The organism is Streptomyces genisteinicus, assembly GCF_014489615.1.
Lineage (GTDB): Bacteria > Actinomycetota > Actinomycetes > Streptomycetales > Streptomycetaceae > Streptomyces > Streptomyces genisteinicus.
In genome coordinates this window covers 4,499,182-4,523,081 of sequence record NZ_CP060825.1, presented here as the reverse complement: position 1 = coordinate 4,523,081, position 23,900 = coordinate 4,499,182, and the positions used below count along the sequence as shown (strand labels likewise).

The window sequence follows — 23,900 nt, the reverse complement described above, 5'->3', positions numbered from 1 at the left end:
CGGAGTCGGGCGGTAGCGGCGGCTCCGGTACTGTGCGGCGTCCTTACGCCGTACATACATCTGCTCCCCGGGGGAACACATGACCGTCCAGCCGCCGTCCGGAAATCCCTTCGCCGCCCAGCCCGGCCAGCCGGCGCAGCCCGCGCCGGGCAACCCGTACGCCGCTGTCCCGCCGCAGACGTCGGGCAATCCGTTCGCGCAGGGGCAGCCCCAGGGACAGCCGCAGGGACGGCCGCAGACGTCCGGCAACCCGTTCGCCCAGGGGCAGCCCCAGGGACAGCCGCAGAACTCCGGCAACCCCTTCGCGCCCGGGGCGCCGCAGGGCGGCCCGGGCGGCATGCCGGGCGGCTGCCAGTTCTGCGGCAGCGTCCCCGCGGCCGAGGCCACGGTCCGTGCCCGCCAGGGCATGATCATCGCCAACCGGACCCAGAAGGTGGAGGGTCACTTCTGCCGCTCCTGCGGCATGGCCGTCCACCGTGAGCTGAGCGCGAAGACGCTGCTCCAGGGCTGGTGGAGCGTCCAGTCGTTCCTGCTCACACCGTTCACCCTGATCGGCAACCTGAGCGCCCGCGGCAAGTTCAGGAAGCTCGCCGAGCCGTCGGGCGGCTTCCAGCAGCCGATGGTCCCGGGCAAGCCGATCATGCGCCGCGCCGCGGCCGTCGGCGTCCTGATCCCGCTGGCGCTGGCCGGAGCCGTCGTGACCGCCGTCGTCATGGACGACAGCGCCGGCACCGCGAGCGCGGGCGACTGCGTGCGCAACAACGGCACCACCATCAGCCCGGACATCGCGGTGGTCGAATGCGGCTCGGCCGAGGCGCAGTTCAAGGTGGCCGAGCGCCACGACGGCACCGCGCAGTGCGACCGCAACCGCTACTCCGAGTACCGCGAGTACGGCGGCAGCAGCGACTTCACCCTCTGCCTGGAGCCGCTGCCGTAGCCCGCTGTGCGCGGGGCGGCGGGCGGAGACGTCCGCCGCCCCGCGCACCGGACCGGCTCAGGGCAGCAGCCCCTGGGCCACGGGCCCGGCCACCGGCAGGTCCTCCAGGGCCTGGCCGCGGGTGATGTTGTCCGTGACCAGGGCGGTGCTCACCGGCTGGAAGTCGGCGACCTGCGTGCCCACCGCGTTGTCCAGCGGATCCACTCCGGTGTTGGCCAGCGGGTGCAGCTGGAGGCTCTTGAGCTCGCCGACCCCCGCCACGGAGTTGGCGGCGAGTCCCGTCGCCGCCCCCAGCGGCACGGCGCCGAGCACGGACTCGGCGCCGACCGGCGCCGGTGCGGCCTGCGCCGAGGCGGCGCCCGCGCCGAGCGCCGCGCCCGCCGCGGCGACGGTCAGGCCGGCGCGCAGCAGTGTGCCGCGCCGGGGGGAGGGAGCTGCGTGTCGGGCCATGGTCTGTCCTTCTCTGGGATCTGGGGACGGTGGGCTGCGGACGGCGCCGCGGACCGGTGACGGCGGGAGCACGGAACGCGGATGTGACGCGATGCTCGGCACCGACCCCCTCCTCGGGGGTCCCACAGCGGCGTCCATGCGTCAGACTTGTCTCCCGTGAGTTCCCAACCCATCCCGACCCGCGTCGTGCTGCTCGCGGGCCCTTCCGGTTCCGGAAAGTCGTCCCTCGCCGCCCGCACCGGACTTCCGGTCCTGCGCCTGGACGACTTCTACAAGGAGGCCAACGACCCGACGCTCCCCCAGGTGACGGGCAGCGCCGACATCGACTGGGACTCACCCGCGTCCTGGGACGCCGACGCGGCGGTCGCCGCGATCGCCGAGCTGTGCGGGACCGGGCGCACCGCGGTGCCCGTGTACGACATCGCCACCAGCTCCCGGGTGGGCCGCGACACGTTCGACATCGCGCGCACCCCGCTGTTCGTCGCCGAGGGCATCTTCGCCGCCGACATCGTGCGCCGCTGCCAGGAGCTGGGCGTCCTCGCGGACGCGCTCTGCCTGCGGGGCCGTCCGGCGACGACGTTCCGCCGGCGGCTGGCGCGGGACATGCGCGAGGGCCGCAAGTCGGTCCCGTTCCTGCTGCGACGCGGCTGGCGGCTGATGCGGGCGGAGCGCGGAATCGTCGCCCGCCAGGCGGAGCTGGGCGCCCATCCGTGCGGCGCGGCCGAGGCGCTGGGCCGGCTCGCGGACGCGGCGGCGGGCCGCTGCCGGGTGCCCGCCGCGCGCCAGGCGGCCTGAGCGGCGGACCGTCCGGCCCGGACGGCGCCCCGGCCCCGGGCACGGAAGCGGGGCCGGACAGAACCCCCCGGTCTGTCCGGCCCCGCTCTCCCCCGTGGATCCCCGTGTCCCCCGTGGATCCCTGCCGCCGCCTCCCCCGACGCGACGGGCCGTGCGTCCCCCGTGTTTCCCCCCGGACCCCCGTGGGTCCCCTCCCCGTTCCGCCGCCTCCCCCGACGCGGCGGTCGTGCCCTCAGGCCACCAGCTCGCCGAAGGACTCCTCCTCGTCACGGCCGAAGCTGAGGACCTCGTCCTCGCGCAGCCGGCGGAGGGACCGCCAGATGCTCGACTTCACCGTGCCGACACTGATGTCCAGGATGTCCGCGATCTCCGGGTCGGTGCGGCCCTCGTAGTACCGCAGGACCAGCATCGTGCGCTGGAGTTCGGGGAGCCTGGCGAGCGCCTGCCACAGGACCGCGCGCAGTTCGGTGCCCCGCATCGCGTCGGTGTCGCCTGCCGTCTCCGGCAGCTCCTCCGTGGGGTACTCGTTGAGCTTGCGCCGGCGCCAGGCGCTGATGTGCAGGTTGGTCATGGTGCGGCGCAGGTAGCCGCCGACCGCCGCCTTGTCGCTGATCCGGTCCCAGGCGCGGTAGGTCGAGAACAGTGCGCTCTGGAGCAGGTCCTCGGCCTCGTAGCGGTCACCGGTCAGGTGGTAGGCCGTGGCGTACAGGGAGGCGCGGCGTTCGCGGACGTAGGCGGTGAACTCCGCCTCCGACAGGGAGGCGGTGCCCCCCGCGGCCTCTTCGTACGCCGTCGGGCCGGTCCCCGTCGCGGTGTCCACGACCGCCATGTACGGCGCCTTGTGCTGGCGCCCGGCGCCGCGAACGCACCCCCGTCCGGTCACGGCGCCGGACTTCTCCGGTCCCCTCACGACGTCGTGGAGACGCGTGACAACTGCGCTTGAGGCCGTGCTGTGCAGTGCGTTCATCTCGCGCCCCCCGTCGAGTGGAGTCCGGTCGTTCCGTGTGATGAGAACTCTGCCAAGGCACTTTCATCGGGGTGTCCCCCGATTGTCACAGGCCCGTCACAGAGGTCTTCGCAAGCGGTGATGCTCCGGGGGAGTCGTCGCCGCGCGGCCCATGGGCCAGAATGGGCCCGTGCCTTTCCTGTTGCTGATCGAGGACGACGACGCCATCCGCACGGCTCTCGAACTCTCCCTGTCCCGCCAGGGCCACCGCGTGGCCACCGCGGCGACGGGGGAGGACGGTCTCCAGCTGCTGCGCGAGCAGCGGCCGGATCTGGTCGTGCTGGACGTGATGCTGCCCGGTATCGACGGCTTCGAGGTGTGCCGCCGCATCAGGCGCACCGATCAGCTGCCGATCATCCTGCTGACCGCCCGGAGCGACGACATCGACGTCGTCGTCGGACTCGAGTCCGGCGCCGACGACTACGTCGTCAAGCCGGTGCAGGGGCGGGTGCTGGACGCGCGCATCCGTGCCGTACTGCGCCGCGGCGAGCGGGAGTCGACCGACTCGGCGACCTTCGGCTCGCTGGTCATCGACCGGTCCGCGATGACCGTCACCAAGAACGGCGACGACCTCCAGCTGACCCCGACCGAGCTGCGGCTGCTGCTGGAGCTCAGCCGGCGGCCCGGACAGGCCCTGTCGCGGCAGCAGTTGCTGCGACTGGTGTGGGAGCACGACTACCTGGGCGACTCGCGCCTGGTGGACGCGTGCGTGCAGCGGCTGCGGGCCAAGGTGGAGGACGTGCCGTCCTCGCCGACCCTGATCCGCACGGTCCGCGGCGTCGGCTACCGGCTGGACGTACCGCAGTGATCCACGGGCACGCCGTCATCCCCTTCCGTCCGGTGCGCGGGACCGCCGGGTGAGCGGTTCCCCGGGGCGCGGCATACTCGCCGGCCTCCGTCTGACGAGTCTGCGGCTGCGTCTCGTCGTCGTCTTCGCCCTGGTGGCGCTGACGGCGGCGGTCTCGGCCTCCGGCATCGCCTACTGGCTCAACCGCGAGGCGGTGCTCACCCGCACCCAGGACGCGGCACTCGACGACTTCCGGCGGGAGATGCAGAACCGGGCCGCGGCCCTGCCGCTGCGCCCCACCCAGGCCGAACTGCAGAACGCCGCCGAGCAGATGGCCGCCGGCGGGGACTACAGCGTGGTGCTGATCGGGGAGCGCGACGAGGGCAAGCCGATCACCGGGGTGTCCGACCGGGACGACTTCACCGTGGAGGACGTGCCCCAGTCGCTGCGCGACGCGGTCGACGACCGGCTGGACGTCGGCGCGGGCAACTCGGCCCCGTACCACCTGTACTGGCAGCGCACCGAGCGCGGCGGCGCGCCCTATCTCGTGGGCGGCACCCGGATCGTCGGGGGCGGCCCGACCGGCTATCTGCTGAAGTCGCTCGGCCAGGAGCGCGAGGACCTCGCCTCGCTGGGCTGGTCGCTGGCGATCGCCACCCTGCTCGCGCTGATCGGCTCCGCGCTCCTCGCCCAGGCGGCGGCCGGCACCGTGCTGAAGCCGGTGCACCGGCTCGGCGAGGCTGCCCGGCGCCTCGGCGAGGGGAAGCTCGACACCCGGCTGCGGGTCTCGGGCACCGACGAACTGGCCGAACTGGCACGCACGTTCAACAAGACGGCCGAGTCGCTGGAGAAGAAGGTCGCGGACATGAGCGCGCGGGAGGAGTCGAGCCGGCGTTTCGTCGCCGACATGTCCCACGAGCTGCGCACCCCGCTGACGGCGCTGACCGCGGTCACCGAGGTGCTGGAGGACGAGGCCGACTCCCTCGACCCGATGATCGCGCCCGCGGTGAACCTCGTGGTGAGCGAGACCCGCCGGCTGTACGACCTCGTGGAGAACCTGATGGAGGTCACCCGCTTCGACGCGGGCACCGCACGGCTCGTCCTGGACACCGTGGACGTCGCCGACCAGGTCACCGCGTGCATCGACGCCCGCGCGTGGCTGGACGCGGTCGAGCTGGACGCCGAGCGCGGCATCATGGCCCGCCTGGACCCGCGGCGGCTCGACGTCATCCTCGCCAACCTCATCGGCAACGCCCTCAAGCACGGCGGCTCCCCGGTGCGGGTCTCGGTGCGGCCCGGCGACACCGAGCTGCTGATCGAGGTGCGCGACCACGGGCCGGGCATCCCCGAGGAAGTCCTTCCGCACGTCTTCGACCGCTTCTACAAGGCGAGCGCCTCACGCCCGCGGTCGGAGGGCAGCGGTCTCGGACTGTCGATCGCCATGGAGAACGCCCACATCCACGGCGGCGACATCACCGCCGCCAACTCCCCCGACGGCGACGGCGCCGTCTTCGTGCTGCGTCTCCCCCACGACGGATCGGCGGCCGCGGACTGCGAGGCCGCGGCACCGGGCGGCACCGGCCCCGGCCGGGACGACGCCCCCGGCGAGGCGGACACGGCACACGGAGCGGAGGGGCCGCGGTGATACGCATCCGGTACCGGGGCGCCGTCCCCGCCGCGCTGCTCCTGGCCGGCCTGACGCTGGCGGGCTGCGGAATCCGGCCGACCCAGGTCCCGGTCGACGCGGGCCCCGCGCCGTCCCGGGTCCCGTGCGAGGTGTCCGCCGGCGAGGTCGTGCCGCAGGCGGGCCGGACCGCGGTCCCGGTGCAGGTGTACCTGGTGTGCGCCTCGCAGCTGGTGGCCGTCGACCGCACGGTCGCGACGGCGGAGGACAAGGCGGCGAGCAGCCGCGTCCGGGAGGCGCAGGCCCTGGTGGACGAGCTCCAGCAGCAGCCGCTGCCCGCGGAGCACGAGGCGGGCTTCGTCACCTGGGTCCGCGGGCCCCTGGTGCTCGCGGACGCGCGGTCCGGCGACCCCGACGGCACCCTGCGGCTCAACCGCCAGCCGGAGGACCTGCCGGCCGAGGCGCTGGCACAGCTGGTGTGCACGCTGATGGAGAGCACGGCGGCGACGGACGGCACGGTGCTGCTGGGCGGCCCCGGCGACTGGGCTCCCCGCGCTTACACGTGTCCGGCCTCGGTGAAGGAGCGCCCGGAGTCCATGGTGCCCACGCCGGCGCCCGAGCCGTCGGCGGGCTGACCGGGCACGGCGGGCCCGGCGCGCCGGGTGGACAGGGCTCCCCGGAGCCGGAAGCCGCCCGGGAACCGTTCCCCGCGGTGCGGGCGTCTAGGGGGTCGTGCAGCGTCAAGGCTCGGGCGGCAGTGCCGCCATCCACTTCCGCACGGCGGGGCTCGTACTCCTCCTCGCCCACCTGGTGCTCGTCGCCTGGGTGACACTCCGTCCACGCGACGTGCTGTGGGTGACCGCGGCCAACATCGAGCCGCTCGCCGGGATCCGGGCGTCCCTCGACGCCGGGCTGGTGGAGGGGCTGCGCCACATCGGCGAGGGCCTGCTGCTCCTCGCTCCGCTCGGGGTGCTGCTGCCGCTGGCCGGCGGCCGTCTCGCCGTCTCGCCGTGGGCCTCGCTGACCCGCACGGTCGCGGCCGGGGCGCTGCTGTCGCTCGGCATCGAGCTGCTGCAGACGGCGGTGCCCGGCCAGGTGGTCGACGTCGACTCGCTGCTGCTGAACACCACGGGTGTGGCCCTCGCCCACCTCGCCGTGGTCCCCGCCTGCCGTGCCCGGCTCCGCCGCCGTCTGCTGCGGCCGAACGGCGCGCCCGGCCGCCCCGGGGGCACCCTCGGGAAGGAGACCGGGGCCATGCTCGGGGACGAGGGCGTCAGGGGTGCGACCCCGACGATTCCCAGGGTCCCGATCGCCCCGTAGAGCGACGCTTTCGACCCATGTGCGGGGCGAGGATGAAGGGGTCGGGAGCACACCGAGAGGCTCCCGGGACCCACTCGTGAAGGAGCTCACCATGGCTGCGATCACCCGTCCCCGTGAAGGCCGCATGCTCGGCGGCGTGTGCGCCGCGCTCGCCCAGCGGTTCGGCACATCGGCCACGACGGTGCGCGTCGTCTTCCTCGCCTCGTGCCTGCTGCCCGGCCCGCAGTTCCTGCTCTACGCGGCCCTGTGGTTCCTGCTGCCGTCCGGGAAGCAGGCCGCCCCCGCGTGGTGAGCCGTGCGGCGGGGCCTCGTCAGCCGGCGAGCGCCCGGCTGAGTCCGGCCAGCTGCGCGTCCACGACCTGGCGCGGGACCTCGGCGGGCTCGGCCCGCGCCAGGTCCACCGCCATGAACCGCACCACGGCGGCGCCGTCGCGGACGACCACCAGGTGCAGCGCCGTGTCGTGACCGCCGGACGTGGAGACGGTCGTCCAGCCGACGGCCTCGTCGGCGCCCCGGACGGGGAAGGGGACGCGCCGCACGGAGCCGTACGCGGCGATGCGGCCGTCGAGTGTCGCCCGGAAGCCGCCGCCGCAGACGGCGAGCGCCTTCTCGATCCCCTTCACGACCTCCTCGGCGTCGGCCGGCCGGTAGGAGCCGAGCGATGCGGACACCGCGAGGCCGAGCCGCTCCAGGGAGCCGAGGCCGCGTTCGACGGTGTGCAGGGCCCGCGGGTCGACCCGGTCCCCCATCGCATCGGCGAGCGGACGGCACTCCGGGCGGTCCGCGACCGGTCGGCCCCCGGGCACGAGGCCGTCGCCGGACAGCACCTGGAAGCCGGTCAGGTCGCCGCCGCTGAGGGCCGCGCGCTCCAGCTCCTCCCGCGTCGGCGGGAGCCCCGCGCCGGCGGGTGCGGCGGCGGCCGTACGGGCCGGCGGCTCGGCGTCGGCGCCGCCGTCTCCCCCCGCGGTGCAGGCCGGCAGGGCCAGCAGCGCACAGGCCGCGAGCAGCAGCGTCGGGACGGTCGTGTCACGCATGGCGGCGATCCTGGCACAACGCCGGGGGGCGCACACCCGGTTCGGATGCACGCCCCCCGTCGCACGGTGCCGGCGTCAGCCGCCCAGCGGACCGGGCAGACCGCCGCCGAGCTCGCCCGCCGGCAGACCGCCGAGCAGGCCGGTGACCGGAGCGGCGGCGTTGTCGCTGGAGAGCGTGTCGCCGGTGGCCTCCTGGAGGGCGCCGGGCAGCGTGGACGCCGCGCCGGTCAGCGCCTGCGGAGCGCCGGCGGGGAGCTTGCCGGCGACCTCCTGGACGGGCGCGACCTGGGAGACCGGGCCGAGCAGACCGGTCGCGTCGGGCAGCGCGGGGGCGGCCGACGCGGTGCCGGCGGCGGCAGCGGCGAACGCGGCACCGAGAGCGGCGGTACCGAGAGTCTTTGCGGACTGCTTCATCAGAGAAATTCCTCGGGGACGGAAATATGAGCGGCTCCGCAAGCTAGTCAGCTTCGCACAGCCCCCGCAAACACCGCGAAGCGGCCGGAGATTGACGTCTCCGGCCGCTTCGGGATAAAGGGCGGCCACAGGGCCGCCGGGCGCTCAGTTCCCGGTCGTGGCGGTCTGCTTGAAGAGCCAGGCCGACTTCAGTTCCGCGTATCCGGGCTTGATCACGTCATTGATCATCGCCAGGCGTTCATCGAAAGGAATGAATGCGGACTTCATCGCATTGACGGTGAACCACTGCATGTCGTCGAGCGTGTATCCGAACGCCTCGGTCAGCAGCTCGAATTCACGGCTCATGCTCGTGCCGCTCATCAGCCGGTTGTCCGTGTTGACCGTGGCCCGGAAGTGCAGCTTGCGCAGCAGACCGATGGGGTGGTCCTTGTACGAGTCGGCCGCGCCCGTCTGGAGGTTCGACGTCGGGCACATCTCCAGCGGGATCCGCTTGTCGCGCACGTACGCCGCCAGCCGGCCCAGCTTCACGGAGCCGTCCTCGGCGACCGTGATGTCGTCGATGATCCGCACACCGTGGCCGAGACGGTCCGCCCCGCACCACTGGAGCGCCTGCCAGATCGACGGCAGGCCGAACGCCTCGCCCGCGTGGATGGTGAAGTGGTTGTTCTCGCGCTTGAGGTACTCGAACGCGTCGAGGTGCCGGGTGGGCGGGAAGCCGGCCTCGGCGCCCGCGATGTCGAAACCGACGACGCCGGTGTCCCGGTGCCGGTTCGCCAGCTCGGCGATCTCCAGGGCCCGCGCGGCGTGGCGCATCGCGGTCAGCAGGGCGCCGACGCGGATGCGGTGACCGCTCTCGCGCGCCCTGCGCTCGCCTTCCCGGAAGCCCTCGTTGACCGCCTCGACGACCTCCTCCAGGGTCAGCCCGCCCTCCAGGTGCTGCTCGGGGGCGTAGCGGACCTCGGCGTAGACGACGCCGTCCTCGGCGAGGTCCTCGGCGCACTCCGCGGCGACGCGGACCAGGGCCTCACGGGTCTGCATGACGGCGCAGGTGTGCGCGAACGTCTCCAGGTAGCGTTCCAGGGAACCGGAGTCGGCCGCCTCGCGGAACCAGATGCCCAGCTTGTCGGGCTCGGTCTCGGGCAGGCCCGTGTAGCCGGTCTCCCGGGCGAGGTCGATGATCGTGCCCGGGCGCAGACCACCGTCGAGGTGGTCGTGGAGCAGCACCTTCGGGGCGCGGCGGATCTGGTCCCCGGTGGGTGAATCAAGGGTCTGGCTCGTCATCTGCGCACTCTAGCGCCTACGCGCGTAGATTGCCCACCGTCGATATGTAACAGTGACCGCGCGTACGGATGGAGTACACCTGGCCTTCTGAGAATGTTGGGCCATGGCACACCATGCGCTGCCCCGCTGGTGGGGGCGTCGGGCAGAGCCGGCGAACCCCCGTGACACGACCGTCGACCGCACGGCGCAGGGAAGCCGGGAACCCCGGCGGGCCCGGCTCGGCGGACTCCCCGCGCTCCCCGCGCTCTCCGCACTCTCCGTCCTCACCACCCGCACCCCGGGCGGCCCGTCCCGCCCCGCCGACGGCACGGATCCCGCCGTGACCGGCGTGGTCCTGCTCCTCCCCGACGGCGAGGCCGAATCGGGACGCCGGCCGTCCGCCCTCTCCTACGCCGCGATGGCCCCCCTCGGCCGCGCCCTCGCCCGGGCCGGCCGCTCCGAGGGCCTGCTCGTCCACCGCGTCCGCTACCGCACCCGCGGATGGAACGGGGCGGACGCGCACCTCGCGGCGGACGCGACCTGGGCGGCCGAGGAGGTCGTACGCCGCCACGGCGACGTGCCCCTCTGCCTCGCCGGCCACGGCATGGGCGGCCGCGCCGCCCTGCGGGCCGCCGGCCACCCGGCGGTCAACTCCGTGCTGGCACTGGCCCCCTGGCTCCCCGAGGACGACCGCACGGCCGCACCGGAACCGGTGGCCCAGCTCAACGGCCGGCGCGTGCTGATCGTGCACGGCACGAACGACCGGGCGACCGACCCGGAACTCTCCTACCGGCTCGCCGAACGCGCGAAGAAGTCCAACCGGGACACCTGCCGGTTCGAGGTCCACTCGGACGGGCACGCGCTGCGCCAGTACCAGGACGAAGTCCTGGCCCTGGCGGCGGACTTCGTGCTCGGTTCGATGTACGCCCGCCACTACGCCCGCCCCGTCGCCGACGCGCTGGCGGCTCCGCCGCCCCTGGGCCTCCGCATGCCGCTGGCGGCGGGCTTCGGCGGGCGCTGAGCGCGCGGGGGGCGTTGCCGGGGCGGGGGCGGTTTCCGCGGGTGCGGGTGCGTTGTCGTGTGCGGGTGCGTGGGTGGCGCACCCCCGCTGCGCGCGGGGGCCTTGCCGGACGGGGTGCGGGTTCCGCGGGTGCCGCGCGCTTTCGTGTGCGGGTGTGTGGGTGGCGCACCCACGCTGCGCGCGGGGGCGTTGCCGGGGCGGGGTGCGGGTTCCGCGGGTACCGCGCGCTTTCGTGTGCGGGTGTGGGGGTGGCGCACCCACGCTGCGCGCGGGTTGTCCTCAGACGCCGGACAGGCTTTGTTGCCCGGTCGGGCATGTTTGTTCTGTGCGGGCGGGGGTGGTGCACCCCCGCTGCGCGCGGGTGTCCTCAAGCGCCGGACGGGCTTGGGTTGCACGGCGCTGGTCCGGTGCGTGGAGTGGGGGTTGCGGGTCCCTCCGGAGGCTAGAGCGCCCGCTCGCCCCAGACCTACGTTGCCCTAGCCTGAGGACCGTCGGCCGCTTACGCCTCCTGCGCGCCCCGTGTCCCCGGGGAACGTACCGGCCCGCCGGTGTGGGGGCCATTTCTTCGTCCGCGGCCCCGGTGGTCGTGAGCATCTTCCGCCGCGCGTGCGTGTCCACTCGTGTGCGGAGCGGTGGTCGCGGCACGGCCTGCGGCCGTGTCCGCAATCGCGGGGCCGGGTGGCTTTCCCACCTCCGCAGGGCGCGAGGTGTCCATCCCGGACGGGCTGGCTTTCCCACCTCCGCTGCGGGCGAGGTGTCCCTCCCGGACGGGCGGTGGATGCGCACACCCATAGCCCGGTTCTCGCGCGTTTCGTCGCCGCGAGCTCGTCCCGCGTCCCCGGTCTCGGACGGCCACCTTGCACCACCCCCACTCACCCGCAGTCGGAAATGCTCCCTCTCCCCGTCCGGCCGGTGCGTTCGCCGCGGACACGGGGCGCGCAGGAGGCGTAAGCGCCCGACGGTCGTCGAGCTAGGGAGAGTCATATTGGGGCGAGCGGGCGCTCTAGCCTCCGGAGGGACCCGCAACCTCCGCTCTGCGGTGCGGACCCAGCTCGGGCAACTCAAGCCCGTCCGGCGTTTGAGGACACCCGCGCGCAGCGGGGGTGCACCACCCCCGCCCGCACAGAACACACATGCCCGACCGGGCAACAAAGCCTGTCCGGCGTCTGAGGACAACCCGCGCGCAGCGTGGGTGCGCCACCCACACACCCGCACCGAACCACCCCGTCCGGCAAGGACACCCCGTCCGGCTACGCCAACAACACCCCCCTCCGCGACAGCAGAAACCGCTTGAACGCCGCCACCGGCGGCGTGTCCGGGTGGCCGTCGAGCCATGCGAGACCGATCTCCCGGACGGCCCTCGGCGCCGTCACCGTCAGTTCGACGACGCCCGGCCGTGCCACCGCGGGCGGTGGCAGGAGGGCGACGCCGAGTCCCGCCGCCACCAGCCCGCGCAGCGTCTCCGCCTCCTCGCCCTCGAAGGCGACCCGGGGCGTGAACCCGGCCTCCGCGCACAGGTCGTCGGTGATGCGCCGCAGGCCGTACCCGGGTTCGAGGGTGACGAAGGTTTCCTCGGCGGCCTCGGCGAGGCGGACGCGTTTGCGGGAGGCGAGGCGGTGGTCGTCGGGGACGACCAGCCGCAGGCGCTGCTCGTCGAGGCGGCGGGCGACGAGGTCGGGCGCGTCGGGGACGGGGGACGTGAGGCAGAGGTCCAGCTCTCCCGCGCGGAGCCGTTCGAGCATCGCCTCGCCGTAGTTCTGGACGAGGCTGAAGCGGATGCGCGGGTGGTCCGCGCGGAAGGCACGGATGAGGGAGGGGACGGTCTCGGACCCCATGGTGTGCAGGAAGCCGAAGGCGACCCGTCCCGCGCCGGGGTCGGCGTCCGCGCGGACGGAGTCGGCGGCGCGTTCGACCTCGGTGAGGGCACGTTCGACGGAGGCGAGGAAGGTGCGGCCCGCCGGGGTGAGGGAGACCGTGCGGCCCCGCCGGGCGAAGAGGGCGACCCCGAGGTCCTCCTCCAGGCGGACGATCGCGCGGGAGAGGGTGGACTGCGGTACGCCCATCTCCTGTGCGGCGCGGGTGACGTGCTCGTGGCGGGCGACGCCGGCGAAGTAGGCGAGCCGGGGCGCCAGGCTCAGGGCGGTGTCCTCGTCGTGCGCGTCACGTTCTGTGTAACTACTGCGTGACAGCCGGTTCGCTGAGCTGTGTTCATGCACCATGGGAACGATTATGGCCATTCCATGCATTGGACGCATGAAAGACGGGGGCCTACGTTCGGGGTATGCCTTCCGCCAGTACCAAGGCGCCCAGCACCCTGGGCGCCGCCTCGCCGTCCCCTTCCGCCGCGACGCGGACCCCTTCGGACTCCCGGCTCTCCCCCGGCGCTCCCGGCTTCCGCCGGATGAGCTTCGCGCTCTTCGCCGCGGGCATGGCGACCTTCGCCCTCCTCTACTCCACGCAGGCCCTGCTGCCCGCCGTCTCCGCCGGGTTCGGTGTGAGCGCGGGCGCCGCCAGCTGGACCGTGTCGGCGGCGACCGGCGCGCTGGCGCTGTGCGTGCTGCCGATGAGCGCGCTGTCCGAGCGGTACGGGCGGACCACCGTGATGCGGGTGTCGCTGGCGGTGGCCGTGGTGGTCGGGCTGCTGGTGCCGCTGGCGCCGAACCTGGAGTCGCTGGTGGCGCTGCGCGCCGTGCAGGGTGCGGCGCTGGCGGGGCTGCCGGCGTCGGCGATGGCGTACCTGGCGGAGGAGGTCCGGCCGAAGGCGCTGGTCGCGGCCATCGGCCTGTTCGTGGCGGGCAACAGCATCGGCGGCATGAGCGGCCGCATCCTGACGGGCTGGGTGGCGCAGTTCGGCGGCTGGCGGGTCGCGCTCGCGGCGGTCGGCGTGCTGGCGCTGGTGTGCGCGCTGGTGTTCCGGGCGATGCTGCCGGCGGCCCGGCACTTCACTCCGGGCACGCTGAGCCCGCGTGTGCTGGCGCGGACGGTGCGCGGGCATCTGGCGGATCCGCTGCTGATGCGGCTGTACGTGATCGGCGCGCTGTTCATGACGGTGTTCGGCGCCGTGTACACGGTGATCGGCTTCCGGCTGGTGAAGGAGCCGTTCGGTCTGCCGCAGGGCGTGATCGGCTCGATCTTCCTGGTCTACCTGGTGGGCACGGTGTCCTCGGCGGCCGCGGGCCGTCTGGTGGCCCGGCTGGGGCGGCGTGGGGCGCTGTACCTGGCGGTGACGACCACGGCGGCGGGTCTGCTGCTGTCGCTGGCCGGTTCGCTGGTGCCGGTGCTGCTGGGGCTGGTGCTGATCACCGCGGGGTTCTTCGCGGGGCACGCCGTGGCCTCCTCCTCGGTGAGCGGCACGGCGCGGACGGGCCGGGCCCAGGCGTCGGCGCTGTACCAGTCGGCGTACTACCTGGGCAGCAGCGCGGGCGGCACGCTGGGTGCGGTGGCGTTCCACGCGGGCGGCTGGGCGGCCACGGTGGGCCTCGGTCTGCTGGCCGTGGCGGGTGTCGTGGGGCTGACGCTGTACGGCACGTACGCGGCGCGGGTGCGAGAGCGCGGCCTGGCGGCGGCGTAGCCGGAAATACGCCCGCTGTCCCTGCAACTGCGGCTCCCCTTAGTGTGTCTCACCCGGCGGGACGTCCCAACCGGATGGCATGTAAAGGGGAGTTGGGGGCAATGAGGGTCAGAACAGGACGAATAGGCATCACGCTGGGTCTCACCGGCCTGCTGGTGCCGCTCACGGCCGTGCTCGGCGGCGGGACCGCGCACGCGGCGTCGTGCACGACGTCGACGGGGCCGTACCAGAAGCAGGTGGAGAAGTTCCTGGGGCGCACGGCCGACGGCCGGCAGTCGGCGGCCGACTGCAAGGCGATCCGTGCGTTCCAGTCGCAGCACGGGATCACGCCGACGATCGGTTACGCGGGTCCGATCACCTGGCGCACGATGGACACGATGCTCCAGCAGCGGGCGGCCGGGAAGAACCCGAACAAGGCCGGCAAGTGCCCGACGAACAAGGGCCGCATCGCGTGCGTGGACCTCACGCGCCAGCTGTCCTGGATCCAGGACGGCAAGAAGCTGGTCTACGGTCCCGTGCCGGTGCGCACGGGCAAGAACGGCACCGAGACCCGCACGGGCCTGAAGAAGATCTACTGGCGGAACATCAACCACTGGTCGACGATCTACAAGGTCCGGATGCCGTATTCGCAGTTCTTCGACGGCGGCCAGGCCTTCCACTCGGTCACCAAGTCGATGTACAACCCGCCGGGGTCGGGTGGTTGCGTCAATATGCGCCCGGCCGACGCGAAGGCATACTGGAACAAGCTGAAGAACGGCGACGACGTGTTCGTCTACGGGCGCAAGCCCGGTACCTGATCCAGGGGCGCGAGCCCCGGACCCGGCCCCGTTGTCAGTCCTCTCCGGTAGGTTCCCGAGGACGGTACCGACGGGTGACAGGGGTGGACCGATGAGCGACCTCGCGACACAGGATCTCGATTCCAGACTGGAGCAGCACCGCCGGGAACTGACCGGCTACTGCTACCGCATGCTGGGGTCGTCCTTCGAGGCCGAGGACGCGGTCCAGGACACGATGGTGCGCGCGTGGCGCAGCATCGACAAGTTCGAGGGGCGTTCGTCGCTGCGGTCGTGGCTGTACCGCATCGCGACGAACGTCTGCCTCGACATGCTGAACGCGGGGAACCGCCGCGCCCGCCCGATGGACCTGACGGCCGCCACCCCGGTCGCCCAGGCCCAGCTGAACGCCCGCCCCGAGGTCACCTGGCTGGAGCCGGTGCCCGACGGGCGGGTGCTGCCGTCGGTGGCCGACCCGGCGGAGACGGCGGTGGAGCGGGAGACGATCCGGCTGGCGTTCGTCGCGGCCCTCCAGCACCTGCCCCCCAAGCAGCGGGCGGTGCTCATCCTGCGCGAGGTGCTGGCCTGGAAGGCCAGCGAGGCGGCGGAGCTGCTGGGCACGTCGGTCGCCTCGGTCAACAGCGCCCTCCAGCGGGCGCGGGCGACGCTGGCGGAGCAGCAGCCGGGCGCCTCGGACGCGGCCGATCCCCTCGACGAGGAGCAGCAGGCGCTGCTCGACCGCTATGTCACGGCCTTCGAGGGGTACGACATGAAGGCGCTGACGGCGCTCCTCCACGAGGACGCGACGATGTCCATGCCGCCGTACGACCTGTGGCTGCGCGGCCACGACGACATCGTGGGCTGGATGCTGGGCGTCGGCGAGGTCTGCCGGGGCTCGCGGCTGGTGCCGACGGTGGCCAACGGCGTCCCGGCGTTCGCGCACTACCACCCGAGCCAGGAGGGCGACGGCTACGAGCCGTGGGCCCTGATCGTGCTGGAGCTGCGGGACGGCAAGGTGGGCGGGATGGACTTCTTCCTCGACACCAAGCGCTGGTTCCCGCTCTTCGACCTGCCGGCCCGGCTGGACGAGGACGGTGCCCCGGTCGGCGCGTAGCGGTGCCGCGGGCGGCGGGCGCGGAGGGCGCCCGCCGCCGTGCGGACCGCGGTCACGGGGCGGGGCCGGCGGGTGCGGTTTCGCCGATGCCGGCGGGTCCGTGGAGGCCCACCAGGCGGAGCAGGAGGATCAGCTCCTGCGCTGCCCCGGACAGTTCGATGCGCGTGCCCCGGCGGCGGGCGGTGAGCTGGAGACGCGCGAGTGCCTCGACGACGGCGAGGTCGATCCGGGTCAGTCCCGCGACGTCGACGGTGACCGGCGGCGGTCCGGGCTCGCCCCGGGCGAGGGGGTCGCCACGGGGGCCGTCGCCCGGGGGCCGGTCCCTCAGCCTCCCGTCCAGTTCCTCGCACAGGCGTGGCGCGTCGGCCGGGGAGAGTCCCCCGGCGATGCGCATGACGATCGTCTGCTCGGCTTCCACATGGGGATGACCGGCCGTCGCGCGAGAAGTCATCGGCGGCCGGTCCCCGGCGGTTCGGCGGGGGCCCCGTCATGCCCGCGGGGGCCGGGCGTGACGGGGCCCCGCGGGGCGAAGCGCGTCAGGCGATGCGGTCCAGCACGATCGGGTCCGGCGTGAAGCCGGTGCCCGCGGCGGCGATGTCCCAGGCCGAGGTCAGGGACGTCAGCGCGTAGTCGAACTTCTCGGGCGTGTCCGTGTGCAGCGTCATCAGCGGCTGGCCGGCGGTGACGGTGTCGCCGGGCTTCGCGTGGAGCTCGACGCCCGCGCCGGCCTGGACCGGGTCCTCCTTGCGGGCGCGGCCCGCGCCGAGGCGCCAGGCGGCGATGCCGACGTCGTAGGCGTCGAGGCGGGTGAGCACGCCGGAGGCGGGGGCGGTGACGACGTGCTGCTCGCGGGCAACGGGCAGGGCCGCGTCCGGGTCGCCGCCCTGGGCAGCGATCATCCGGCGCCAGACGTCCATGGCGGAGCCGTCGGCGAGTGCCTTGGCCGGGTCGGCGTCCTTCAGGCCGGCCGCGTCGAGCATCTCGCGGGCGAGGGCGAGGGTCAGTTCGACGACGTCGGCGGGGCCGCCGCCGGCGAGGACCTCGACGGATTCGCGGACCTCCAGCGCGTTGCCGGCGGTGAGGCCGAGCGGTGTGGACATGTCGGTGAGCAGGGCGACGGTGCGGACTCCGCTGTCGGTGCCGAGGCCGACCATGGTGGCGGCGAGTTCGCGGGCGTCGTCGAGGTTCTTCATGAAGGCGCCGGTGCCGCACTTGACGTCGAGGACGAGGGAGCCGGTGCCCTCGGCGATCTTCTTGGACATGATCGAGGAGGCGATCAGCGGGATGGCCTCGACGGTGCCGGTGACGTCGCGGAGCGCGTAGAGCTTCTTGTCGGCGGGGGCGAGTCCGTCGCCGGCGGCGCAGATGACGGCGCCGGTGGTGTCGAGGACGTGCAGCATCTCCTCGTTGGAGAGCAGCGCGCGCCAGCCGGGGATGGACTCCAGCTTGTCGAGGGTGCCGCCGGTGTGGCCGAGGCCGCGGCCGGAGAGCTGGGGCACGGCGGCGCCGCAGGCGGCGACGAGGGGTGCCAGCGGAAGGGTGATCTTGTCGCCGACGCCGCCGGTGGAGTGCTTGTCGGCGGTGGGGCGGGAGAGGGAGGAGAAGTCCATGCGCTCGCCGGAGGCGATCATCGCGGCGGTCCAGCGGGCGATCTCGCGGCGGTTCATCCCGTTGAGCAGGATGGCCATCGCCAGGGCGGACATCTGCTCGTCGGCGACCGCACCGCGGGTGTAGGCGTCGATGACCCAGTCGATCTGCTCGTCGCTCAGTTCGCCCCGGTCGCGCTTGGTGCGGATGACGGAGATGACGTCCATGGCATGTCCTCCAGATGGTGGTTCCGTGCGCAGAGGGAGGCTCTACGCGCATAGAGCAAGGGTATGGGAGCGGCCCCTCCGCCGGAGCGGAAGGGCCGCGGGAGCCGGCCGGTCCGGCGCGCGCCGGACCGGCGGGAGCGTTCCGGTGCGGACCGTCGCGGTGGAGGCCGCTGCGGTGCGGACCGGCTCAGCGCAGATGGCCGGGGCCGAACGCCTGCGGGAGCATCTCGGAGAGCGCGAGCACGCCCTCCGGGGTGTCCAGCAGCAGGTCCGGTCCGCCGAACTCGTAGAGCAGCTGCCGACAGCGCCCGCAGGGCACCAGCGGCGAGCCCTGGCCGTCCACGCAGGAGAAGTGCGTGAGCCGCCCGCCGCCGGTGGCCTGCAACTGGGACACCAGCCCGCACTCCGCGCACAGCCCGAGGCCGTAGCTGGCGTTCTCGACGTTGCAGCCGGACACCGTCCGGCCGTCGTCGACGAGGGCCGCGGCCCCGACCGCGAAGCCCGAGTACGGCGCGTACGCGTGCGACATCGCCTCGCGCGCCCGCTCCCGCAGGGCCTCCCAGCCGCCGGCCGGCGCCGTCACTTGCCCTGGCCTCTGCGGTAGGGCAGACCGTCGGCCTTCGGCATCCGCAATCGCTGCGCGGACAGGGCGAGCACCAGCAGCGTGGTGACGTACGGGGCGGCGTCCACGAACTGGCTGGGCAGCGTGTCGGTCAGCGCGTACCAGGTGTACAGGCCGGCGGCCACGGCCAGGCAGATCGCGCCCTGCCAGTGCTTCTTCTTGTACAGCTGCCAGGCGAAGGCCAGCACCAGCAGGATCGCCAGCAGGAGCAGCATCGCGTGGACGTTCTCCGCGCCGCCGCGCAGCTTGAGGCTGTCGGTGAAGCCGAACAGGCCCGCGCCGAGCGCCAGTCCGCCGGGCATCCAGTTGCCGAAGATCATGGCGGCGAGACCGATGTAGCCGCGGCCGCCGGTCTGGCCCTCCTGGTAGATGCCGGTGGAGACGATGGCGAGGAAGGCGCCGCCGAGTCCGGCGAGGCCGCCGGAGACGATGACGGCGATGTACTTGTACTTGTAGACGTTGACGCCCAGCGACTCGGCGGCGACCGGGTTCTCGCCGCAGGAGCGCAGCCGCAGGCCGAACCCGGTGCGCCACAGCACCCACCAGGTGCCGGGGACGAGCAGCAGGGCGACGACGGTGAGCAGCGACAGGTTGGTGACGAGCCCGCCCAGCACGCCGGCGACGTCGGAGACGAAGAACCAGTGCTTGGCCTGGAGGTCGGAGAGCCAGTCCGACAGGCCGGGGATCGTGATGTCGGTGATCTGGTCGATGCGGGGGGACTGCTTCGACGAGCCGCCGTCCGCCTCGGCGAACGTGAAGTTCGACAGGTAGCGGGTGAAGCCGGTCGCGAGGATGGTGATGGCGACACCGGAGACGATGTGGTTGACGTTGAAGGTGACCGTCATGACCGCGTGCAGCAGGCCGCCGAGCGCGCCGCCCAGGATGCCGACGAGCACACCCGTCCAGGGGCCCGCCTGGTAGCCGGCCCAGGCGCCGAACCAGGTGCCGAGGATCATCATGCCCTCGAGACCAATGTTGACCACGCCCGCGCGCTCGGCCCACAGGCCGCCGAGGCCCGCGAGGCCGATGGGCACCGCGAGCTGGAGGGCTCCGGAGACCTGGCCGGTCGAGGTGAGGTCGTTGGCTCCGCTGATGACGCGGACCAGGGAGAACAGCAGCAGTCCGCCCGCGATGATCAGCAGGATGACGGGGAGGGTCAGCTTGCGGCGGCCGCCGCCCTTCTTGGGGGCGGTGCTCGCCGTCGAGACCGTGCTCGTGGACTCGCTCATGCCGTCCTCGCCTCTTCCTTGTTCTTGCGGGCCTGGGCGGCCAGTTCCTCGCCGACCTTCTGCTGCTGGCGGCGCAGGCCGTACTGGCGGACCAGCTCGTAGGAGACGACGACCGAGATCACGATCAGGCCCTGCATGATCAGGGCGATCTCCTTCGGGTAGCCGGCGATGCCGATGCCTTCGGCGGTCTTGTCGAGGAAGGCGATCAGCAGGGCGGCGAAGAAGATGCCGACGGGGCTGTTGCGGCCGAGGAGCGCGATGGTGATGCCGGTGAAGCCGACGCCCGTCGGGAAGCTCAGGCTGTAGGTGTGGGTGCTGCCCAGCAGCAGCGGCAGGCCGGCGAGGCCCGCGACGGCGCCGGAGATGAGCATGGCCGTCAGGACCATCTTCTTGGCGTCGACGCCGCTGGCCTGGGCGGCCGACTGGCTGGCGCCGCTGGCGCGCAGGTCGAAGCCGAACCGGGTGCGGTTGAGGACGAACCAGTAGACGACGCCCATCGCGAAGGCGACGAAGGTGAAGCCGTAGATGGTGCTGCCGTCGAAGTCGACGCCGGGGAACCAGCCGGACTCGGGGATCTCGCCGGTGGTGAACTCGTTGGAGCCCTTGACCTGCTCGCCGAGGTTGGCGGGCAGGATCATCCAGGCGATGAGGCTGGTGGCGATCGCGTTCAGCATGATCGTGGAGACGACCTCGCTGACGCCGCGGGTGGTCTTGAGGACACCGGCGATGCCCGCCCACAGCGCGCCGACGCCCATGGCGACGAGCACGATCAGCAGGATGTGCAGCGGACCGGGCAGCTCCACCGAGGCGCCGACGACGGCGGCGAGCATGACCGCGAGGCGGTACTGCCCGTCGACGCCGATGTTGAACAGGTTCATCCGGAAGCCGATGGCCACGGCGAGTGCGGCGAGGTAGTACGTGCCGGTCTGGTTCAGGACGAGCACCTGGACGTCGGTGAACTCGATCTGCTCGACCATCAGCGTGTACGGCTCGAACGGGTCGAGGTCCGAGAGGACCAGTACCACGGTGGTGAGCAGGAAGGCCACGGCCAGGGCGAGCACCGGGCCGGCGATGCCCAGCAGCAGCCGGTCCTTGTCGAACTTCTTCATCGGCCCTCACCGTTCTCAGGCGTCTCGGAGGCTTCGAGGTGTCCGCTGGCGGCGCCCGTCATGGCCGTGCCCAGTTCCTCGGGGGTGATCGTGGCGGGGTCGGCGTCGGCGACCAGACGGCCCCGGTACATCACCCGCAGGGTGTCGGAGAGGCCGATCAGCTCGTCGAGGTCGGCGGAGATCAGCAGGACGGCCAGGCCCTCGCGGCGCGCCTCGCGGATCTGGTCCCAGATCTGCGCCTGCGCGCCGACGTCGACGCCGCGGGTCGGATGGGCGGCGATGAGCAGCTTGGGCGCGTGGCTCATCTCGCGGCCGACGATCAGCTTCTGCTGGTTGCCGCCGGAGAGCGAGGCCGCGGTGACCTCGATGCCGGGGGTGCGCACGTCGTACTCGCGCACGATCCGCTCGGTGTCCTTGCGGGCGGCCTTGAGGTCGAGCAGGCCCCGCTTGCTGTTGGGGGCCTCGGTGACGTGGCCGAGGATGCGGTTCTCCCACAGCGAGGACTCCAGCAGGAGCCCGTGGCGGTGGCGGTCCTCGGGGATGTAGCCGATGCCGCCCTCGCGCCGCTTGCGGGTGGGCGCGTGCGAGATGTCGGCGCCGTCGAGGGTGACGGTGCCGCCGTCCGGGTCGCGCAGGCCGATCAGCGATTCGATGAGCTCGGTCTGGCCGTTGCCCTCGACGCCGGCGATGCCCATGACCTCGCCCTTGTGGATGGTGAAGCCGATGCCGTCGAGGACTTCGCGGACGATGCCGTCCGGGTCGGTCTCGGTGAGCCGCAGCGCGTCGACCTTCAGCATCGGGACGTCGGTGACCGTCGACTCGCGGGTCTCCGGTGAGGGGAGCTCGCTGCCGACCATCAGCTCGGCGAGCTGCTTGGTCGTGGTCGTCCTCGGGTCGGCCGTGCCGACGGTGGTGCCGCGGCGGATGACGGTGATCTCGTCGGCGACGGAGAGCACCTCGCCCAGCTTGTGGGAGATGAAGATGACCGTCAGGCCCTCCGCCTTGAGCTCGCGGAGGTTCGCGAAGAGCGCGTCGACCTCCTGCGGGACGAGGACGGCGGTCGGCTCGTCGAGGATCAGCGTGCGGGCGCCGCGGTAGAGGACCTTGAGGATCTCCACGCGCTGCCGGTCGGCGACGCCGAGCTGCTCGACGACCGCGTCGGGGCGGACGTTCAGCCCGTACGCCTCGGAGATCTCCTGGATCTTCCTGCGGGCGGCCGAGCCGATGCCGTGGAGCTTCTCCGCCCCGAGGACGACGTTCTCCAGCACGGTGAGGTAGTCGGCCAGCATGAAGTGCTGGTGGACCATGCCGATGCCGCGGGCGATGGCGTCGCCGGGGCTGGAGAAGGTGACCTGCTCGCCGTCGACGGTGATGGTGCCCTCGTCCGGCTTCTGCATGCCGTAGAGGATCTTCATCAGGGTCGACTTCCCGGCACCGTTCTCACCGACGAGGGCATGCACGGTGCCCCGGCGGATGGTGATGTCGATGTCGTGGTTGGCGATGACGCCGGGGAAGCGCTTGGTGATGCCGCGCAGTTCTACGGCAGCAGCCGGCGGCGTTGACGGACTGGACGCGTTGATGACGCACTCTCCTTGGCGGGAAACGGAGCCGGGAGGGCAGGGCGGGGACCTGTCGGCGGGCAGGGGGGCAGGGTGGCTCGGCGGGCAGGGGGCGGGGCGAAGTTATCGCGCCGGAGAGGTGTCTACGCGCGTAGCAATGCCGAATGAACGAAACCGGTGGCCAGAACTTCGGCCGGGGCCCGGTGGGCGGCGGTTTGTCCGCCGTCCACCGGGCCCGGCCTGGGTACGGCCTCCGGGTGACGCGAGGCTGTTCCGGTAATCCGGTGCAGAGCGCCCTTACGGGGCGGTCTTGACCTTGATCGTGCCGGCGATGATGTCGGCCTTGGCCTTGTCCACGGCGGCGATGACGTCGGTCATCGAGGTGAACGCCGGGTTCGACTTCGCCAGGGCGACGCCGTCGTCCTCGAGGCCGTAGCGGATCTCACCGGTCTGCGGCTTGCCGTCCTGGACGGACTTGATCAGGTTGAAGACGGCGCCGGAGACGTTCTTCGTGACCGAGGTCAGGATCCGCTCCTTGTAGGCGGCCAGACCCTTCTGGTTGTACTGGTCCGAGTCGACGCCGATGGCCCACTTGCCCGCCTTGGCGGTGGCCTCGATGGCGCCCGCACCGGCGAGGCCGGCGGCGGCGTAGATCACGTCGGCGCCCGCGTCGAGCTGGCCCTGCGCGGCGGCCTTGCCGAGGTCGGGCTTGGAGAAGCCACCGAAGTCCGGCGGCTGCGTCAGGTACTGGACCTTGACGTTGACGCCCGCCTTGGTGTCCTTGACGCCCTGGACGAAGCCCGCCTCGAACTTCTTGATCAGCGGGGTCTCGACACCGCCGATGAAGCCGACCGTGTTGGTCTTGGTCACCTTGGCGGCGGCGACGCCGGCCAGGTAGGAGCCCTGCTCCTCGTTGAACACCAGGTTGGCGATGTTCGGTCCGGTCTTCGACGTGTCGTCGACGATGCCGAAGGTGGTGTCCTTGAACTTCGGGGCGACCTCGGCGACGGCCGGCGCGTAGGCGAAGCCGACGCCGATCACCGGGTTGTTGTCGGCACGGGCGAGCGAGGTGAGGCGCTGGACCTTGTCCGGGTCGCCCTCGCCCTCGCTGGGCTCCGCCTCGGTGCCCTGGACGTCGAGTTCCTTCTCGGCCTTCTCGAGACCGGCGTAGGCGGCGTCGTTGAACGACTGGTCGCCGCGGCCGCCGATGTCGTAGGCGATGGCGGCCTTGCCGCCGTTCTCGTCCGAGCTCGACGAGCCGGACGAAGAGTCGCTGCCACACGCGGTGACAGACAGTGCGAGAGCCGCGGACGCGATGCCCGCGGTGGCGATCCTGGTGATCCGGCGCACTGGGAGGCTCCTTAAAACCTGACCGAAAGCGCCACTTCCGGCGCTGGGTTCGCGGCGATCGTAACGCGCGTAGATGTCAGTTAAAGACCTGTTCATCAGTCGTTATCGGAT

24 protein-coding genes are annotated in these 23,900 nt (G+C 72.6%); 11 read left to right on the top strand and 13 right to left on the bottom strand.

Going from position 1 to position 23,900, the window contains the following annotated elements; translation table 11 throughout:
• The first annotated feature begins 79 nt into the window (after positions 1 to 79).
• Positions 80 to 937 (top strand): LppU/SCO3897 family protein, encoded by an 858-nt coding sequence (locus IAG43_RS19805; protein WP_187744796.1) that lies wholly within the window; start codon positions 80 to 82, stop codon positions 935 to 937.
• A 57-nt stretch (positions 938 to 994) separates the two neighbouring features.
• Here the strand turns inward: IAG43_RS19805 and IAG43_RS19800 are convergent, their stop codons facing one another.
• Entirely contained in the window at positions 995 to 1,387 is a 393-nt protein-coding gene (locus IAG43_RS19800) for a hypothetical protein (RefSeq protein ID WP_187742031.1), read from the bottom strand.
• A 156-nt stretch (positions 1,388 to 1,543) separates the two neighbouring features.
• On the opposite strand from IAG43_RS19800, the gene IAG43_RS19795 reads away from it, so the two are divergent.
• Positions 1,544 to 2,182 (top strand): uridine kinase family protein, encoded by a 639-nt coding sequence (locus IAG43_RS19795; RefSeq protein WP_187742030.1) that lies wholly within the window; start codon positions 1,544 to 1,546, stop codon positions 2,180 to 2,182.
• Positions 2,183 to 2,414: 232 nt separating this feature from the next.
• On the opposite strand, the gene IAG43_RS19790 is transcribed toward IAG43_RS19795, so the two are convergent.
• Positions 2,415 to 3,149 carry a SigE family RNA polymerase sigma factor gene (locus tag IAG43_RS19790; protein WP_187742029.1) on the bottom strand — a complete coding sequence of 245 codons (735 nt, stop codon included), beginning with the start codon at positions 3,147 to 3,149 and terminating at the stop codon, positions 2,415 to 2,417.
• Between the two features lie 169 nt (positions 3,150 to 3,318).
• Here IAG43_RS19790 and afsQ1 point away from each other — a divergent pair, with 169 nt between their 5' ends.
• The 5 genes from afsQ1 (at position 3,319) to IAG43_RS19765 (ending at position 7,211) form a co-directional block, all read left to right on the top strand.
• A complete protein-coding gene (gene afsQ1 / locus IAG43_RS19785; RefSeq protein WP_187283180.1) occupies positions 3,319 to 3,996 on the top strand; it encodes a two-component system response regulator AfsQ1 in 678 nt (225 codons plus the stop codon).
• Positions 3,997 to 4,045: 49 nt separating this feature from the next.
• Positions 4,046 to 5,620: a sensor histidine kinase gene (locus tag IAG43_RS19780; protein ID WP_246574444.1), complete on the top strand. Its 1,575-nt coding sequence runs from the start codon at positions 4,046 to 4,048 to the stop codon at positions 5,618 to 5,620.
• Positions 5,617 to 6,234: a hypothetical protein gene (locus IAG43_RS19775; RefSeq protein WP_246574442.1), complete on the top strand. Its 618-nt coding sequence runs from the start codon at positions 5,617 to 5,619 to the stop codon at positions 6,232 to 6,234. Before IAG43_RS19780 ends, IAG43_RS19775 begins: the two co-directional genes overlap by 4 nt.
• Positions 6,235 to 6,331: 97 nt before the next feature.
• The gene (locus IAG43_RS19770) at positions 6,332 to 6,919 is read left to right on the top strand and encodes a VanZ family protein (protein WP_187742028.1); all 588 of its coding nucleotides are present in this window, start codon (positions 6,332 to 6,334) and stop codon (positions 6,917 to 6,919) included.
• 91 nt (positions 6,920 to 7,010) lie between these two features.
• Positions 7,011 to 7,211, top strand: coding sequence for a PspC domain-containing protein (locus IAG43_RS19765; protein ID WP_187742027.1), 201 nt, complete (start codon positions 7,011 to 7,013; stop codon positions 7,209 to 7,211).
• A gap of 19 nt (positions 7,212 to 7,230) precedes the next feature.
• On the opposite strand, the gene IAG43_RS19760 is transcribed toward IAG43_RS19765, so the two are convergent.
• The 3 genes from IAG43_RS19760 to IAG43_RS19750 form a co-directional block, all read right to left on the bottom strand.
• Positions 7,231 to 7,953, bottom strand: a complete 723-nt coding sequence (locus tag IAG43_RS19760; RefSeq protein WP_187742026.1) for a hypothetical protein — start codon at positions 7,951 to 7,953, stop codon at positions 7,231 to 7,233.
• Between the two features lie 75 nt (positions 7,954 to 8,028).
• Positions 8,029 to 8,367: an ATP-binding protein gene (locus IAG43_RS19755; protein ID WP_187742025.1), complete on the bottom strand. Its 339-nt coding sequence runs from the start codon at positions 8,365 to 8,367 to the stop codon at positions 8,029 to 8,031.
• Positions 8,368 to 8,511: 144 nt separating this feature from the next.
• Positions 8,512 to 9,648, bottom strand: coding sequence for an adenosine deaminase (locus IAG43_RS19750; protein WP_187742024.1), 1,137 nt, complete (start codon positions 9,646 to 9,648; stop codon positions 8,512 to 8,514).
• 319 nt (positions 9,649 to 9,967) lie between these two features.
• Here IAG43_RS19750 and IAG43_RS19745 point away from each other — a divergent pair, with 319 nt between their 5' ends.
• Positions 9,968 to 10,648, top strand: a complete 681-nt coding sequence (locus tag IAG43_RS19745; protein ID WP_343075702.1) for an alpha/beta hydrolase — start codon at positions 9,968 to 9,970, stop codon at positions 10,646 to 10,648.
• A 1,250-nt stretch (positions 10,649 to 11,898) separates the two neighbouring features.
• Here IAG43_RS19745 and IAG43_RS19740 read toward each other — a convergent pair.
• Positions 11,899 to 12,867 (bottom strand): LysR family transcriptional regulator, encoded by a 969-nt coding sequence (locus IAG43_RS19740; RefSeq protein ID WP_187742023.1) that lies wholly within the window; start codon positions 12,865 to 12,867, stop codon positions 11,899 to 11,901.
• Positions 12,868 to 12,929: 62 nt separating this feature from the next.
• On the opposite strand from IAG43_RS19740, the gene IAG43_RS19735 reads away from it, so the two are divergent.
• From IAG43_RS19735 to IAG43_RS19725, 3 genes are all read left to right on the top strand, one after another.
• Positions 12,930 to 14,219 (top strand): MFS transporter, encoded by a 1,290-nt coding sequence (locus IAG43_RS19735; protein WP_187742022.1) that lies wholly within the window; start codon positions 12,930 to 12,932, stop codon positions 14,217 to 14,219.
• A 101-nt stretch (positions 14,220 to 14,320) separates the two neighbouring features.
• A complete protein-coding gene (locus IAG43_RS19730; protein ID WP_187742021.1) occupies positions 14,321 to 15,016 on the top strand; it encodes a L,D-transpeptidase family protein in 696 nt (231 codons plus the stop codon).
• A gap of 91 nt (positions 15,017 to 15,107) precedes the next feature.
• Positions 15,108 to 16,106: a sigma-70 family RNA polymerase sigma factor gene (locus IAG43_RS19725; RefSeq protein ID WP_187742020.1), complete on the top strand. Its 999-nt coding sequence runs from the start codon at positions 15,108 to 15,110 to the stop codon at positions 16,104 to 16,106.
• Positions 16,107 to 16,158: 52 nt separating this feature from the next.
• Here the strand turns inward: IAG43_RS19725 and IAG43_RS19720 are convergent, their stop codons facing one another.
• From IAG43_RS19720 to IAG43_RS19690, 7 genes are all read right to left on the bottom strand, one after another.
• A complete protein-coding gene (locus IAG43_RS19720) occupies positions 16,159 to 16,557 on the bottom strand; it encodes an STAS domain-containing protein (protein WP_246574438.1) in 399 nt (132 codons plus the stop codon).
• Positions 16,558 to 16,642: 85 nt separating this feature from the next.
• Positions 16,643 to 17,920, bottom strand: coding sequence for a thymidine phosphorylase (locus tag IAG43_RS19715; RefSeq protein WP_187742019.1), 1,278 nt, complete (start codon positions 17,918 to 17,920; stop codon positions 16,643 to 16,645).
• A gap of 187 nt (positions 17,921 to 18,107) precedes the next feature.
• Positions 18,108 to 18,503, bottom strand: coding sequence for a cytidine deaminase (locus IAG43_RS19710; RefSeq protein WP_187742018.1), 396 nt, complete (start codon positions 18,501 to 18,503; stop codon positions 18,108 to 18,110).
• Positions 18,500 to 19,771 (bottom strand): ABC transporter permease, encoded by a 1,272-nt coding sequence (locus IAG43_RS19705; protein WP_187742017.1) that lies wholly within the window; start codon positions 19,769 to 19,771, stop codon positions 18,500 to 18,502. The genes IAG43_RS19710 and IAG43_RS19705 overlap by 4 nt, the downstream gene beginning before the upstream one ends.
• Positions 19,768 to 20,880 (bottom strand): ABC transporter permease, encoded by a 1,113-nt coding sequence (locus IAG43_RS19700; RefSeq protein ID WP_187742016.1) that lies wholly within the window; start codon positions 20,878 to 20,880, stop codon positions 19,768 to 19,770. Before IAG43_RS19700 ends, IAG43_RS19705 begins: the two co-directional genes overlap by 4 nt.
• On the bottom strand, positions 20,877 to 22,523 hold the full coding sequence (locus tag IAG43_RS19695; protein WP_425508651.1) for an ABC transporter ATP-binding protein: 1,647 nt from the start codon (positions 22,521 to 22,523) through the stop codon (positions 20,877 to 20,879). The genes IAG43_RS19700 and IAG43_RS19695 overlap by 4 nt, the downstream gene beginning before the upstream one ends.
• Before the next feature lie 213 nt (positions 22,524 to 22,736).
• Positions 22,737 to 23,789 (bottom strand): BMP family lipoprotein, encoded by a 1,053-nt coding sequence (locus tag IAG43_RS19690; RefSeq protein WP_187742015.1) that lies wholly within the window; start codon positions 23,787 to 23,789, stop codon positions 22,737 to 22,739.
• Positions 23,790 to 23,900: the final 111 nt, after the last annotated feature.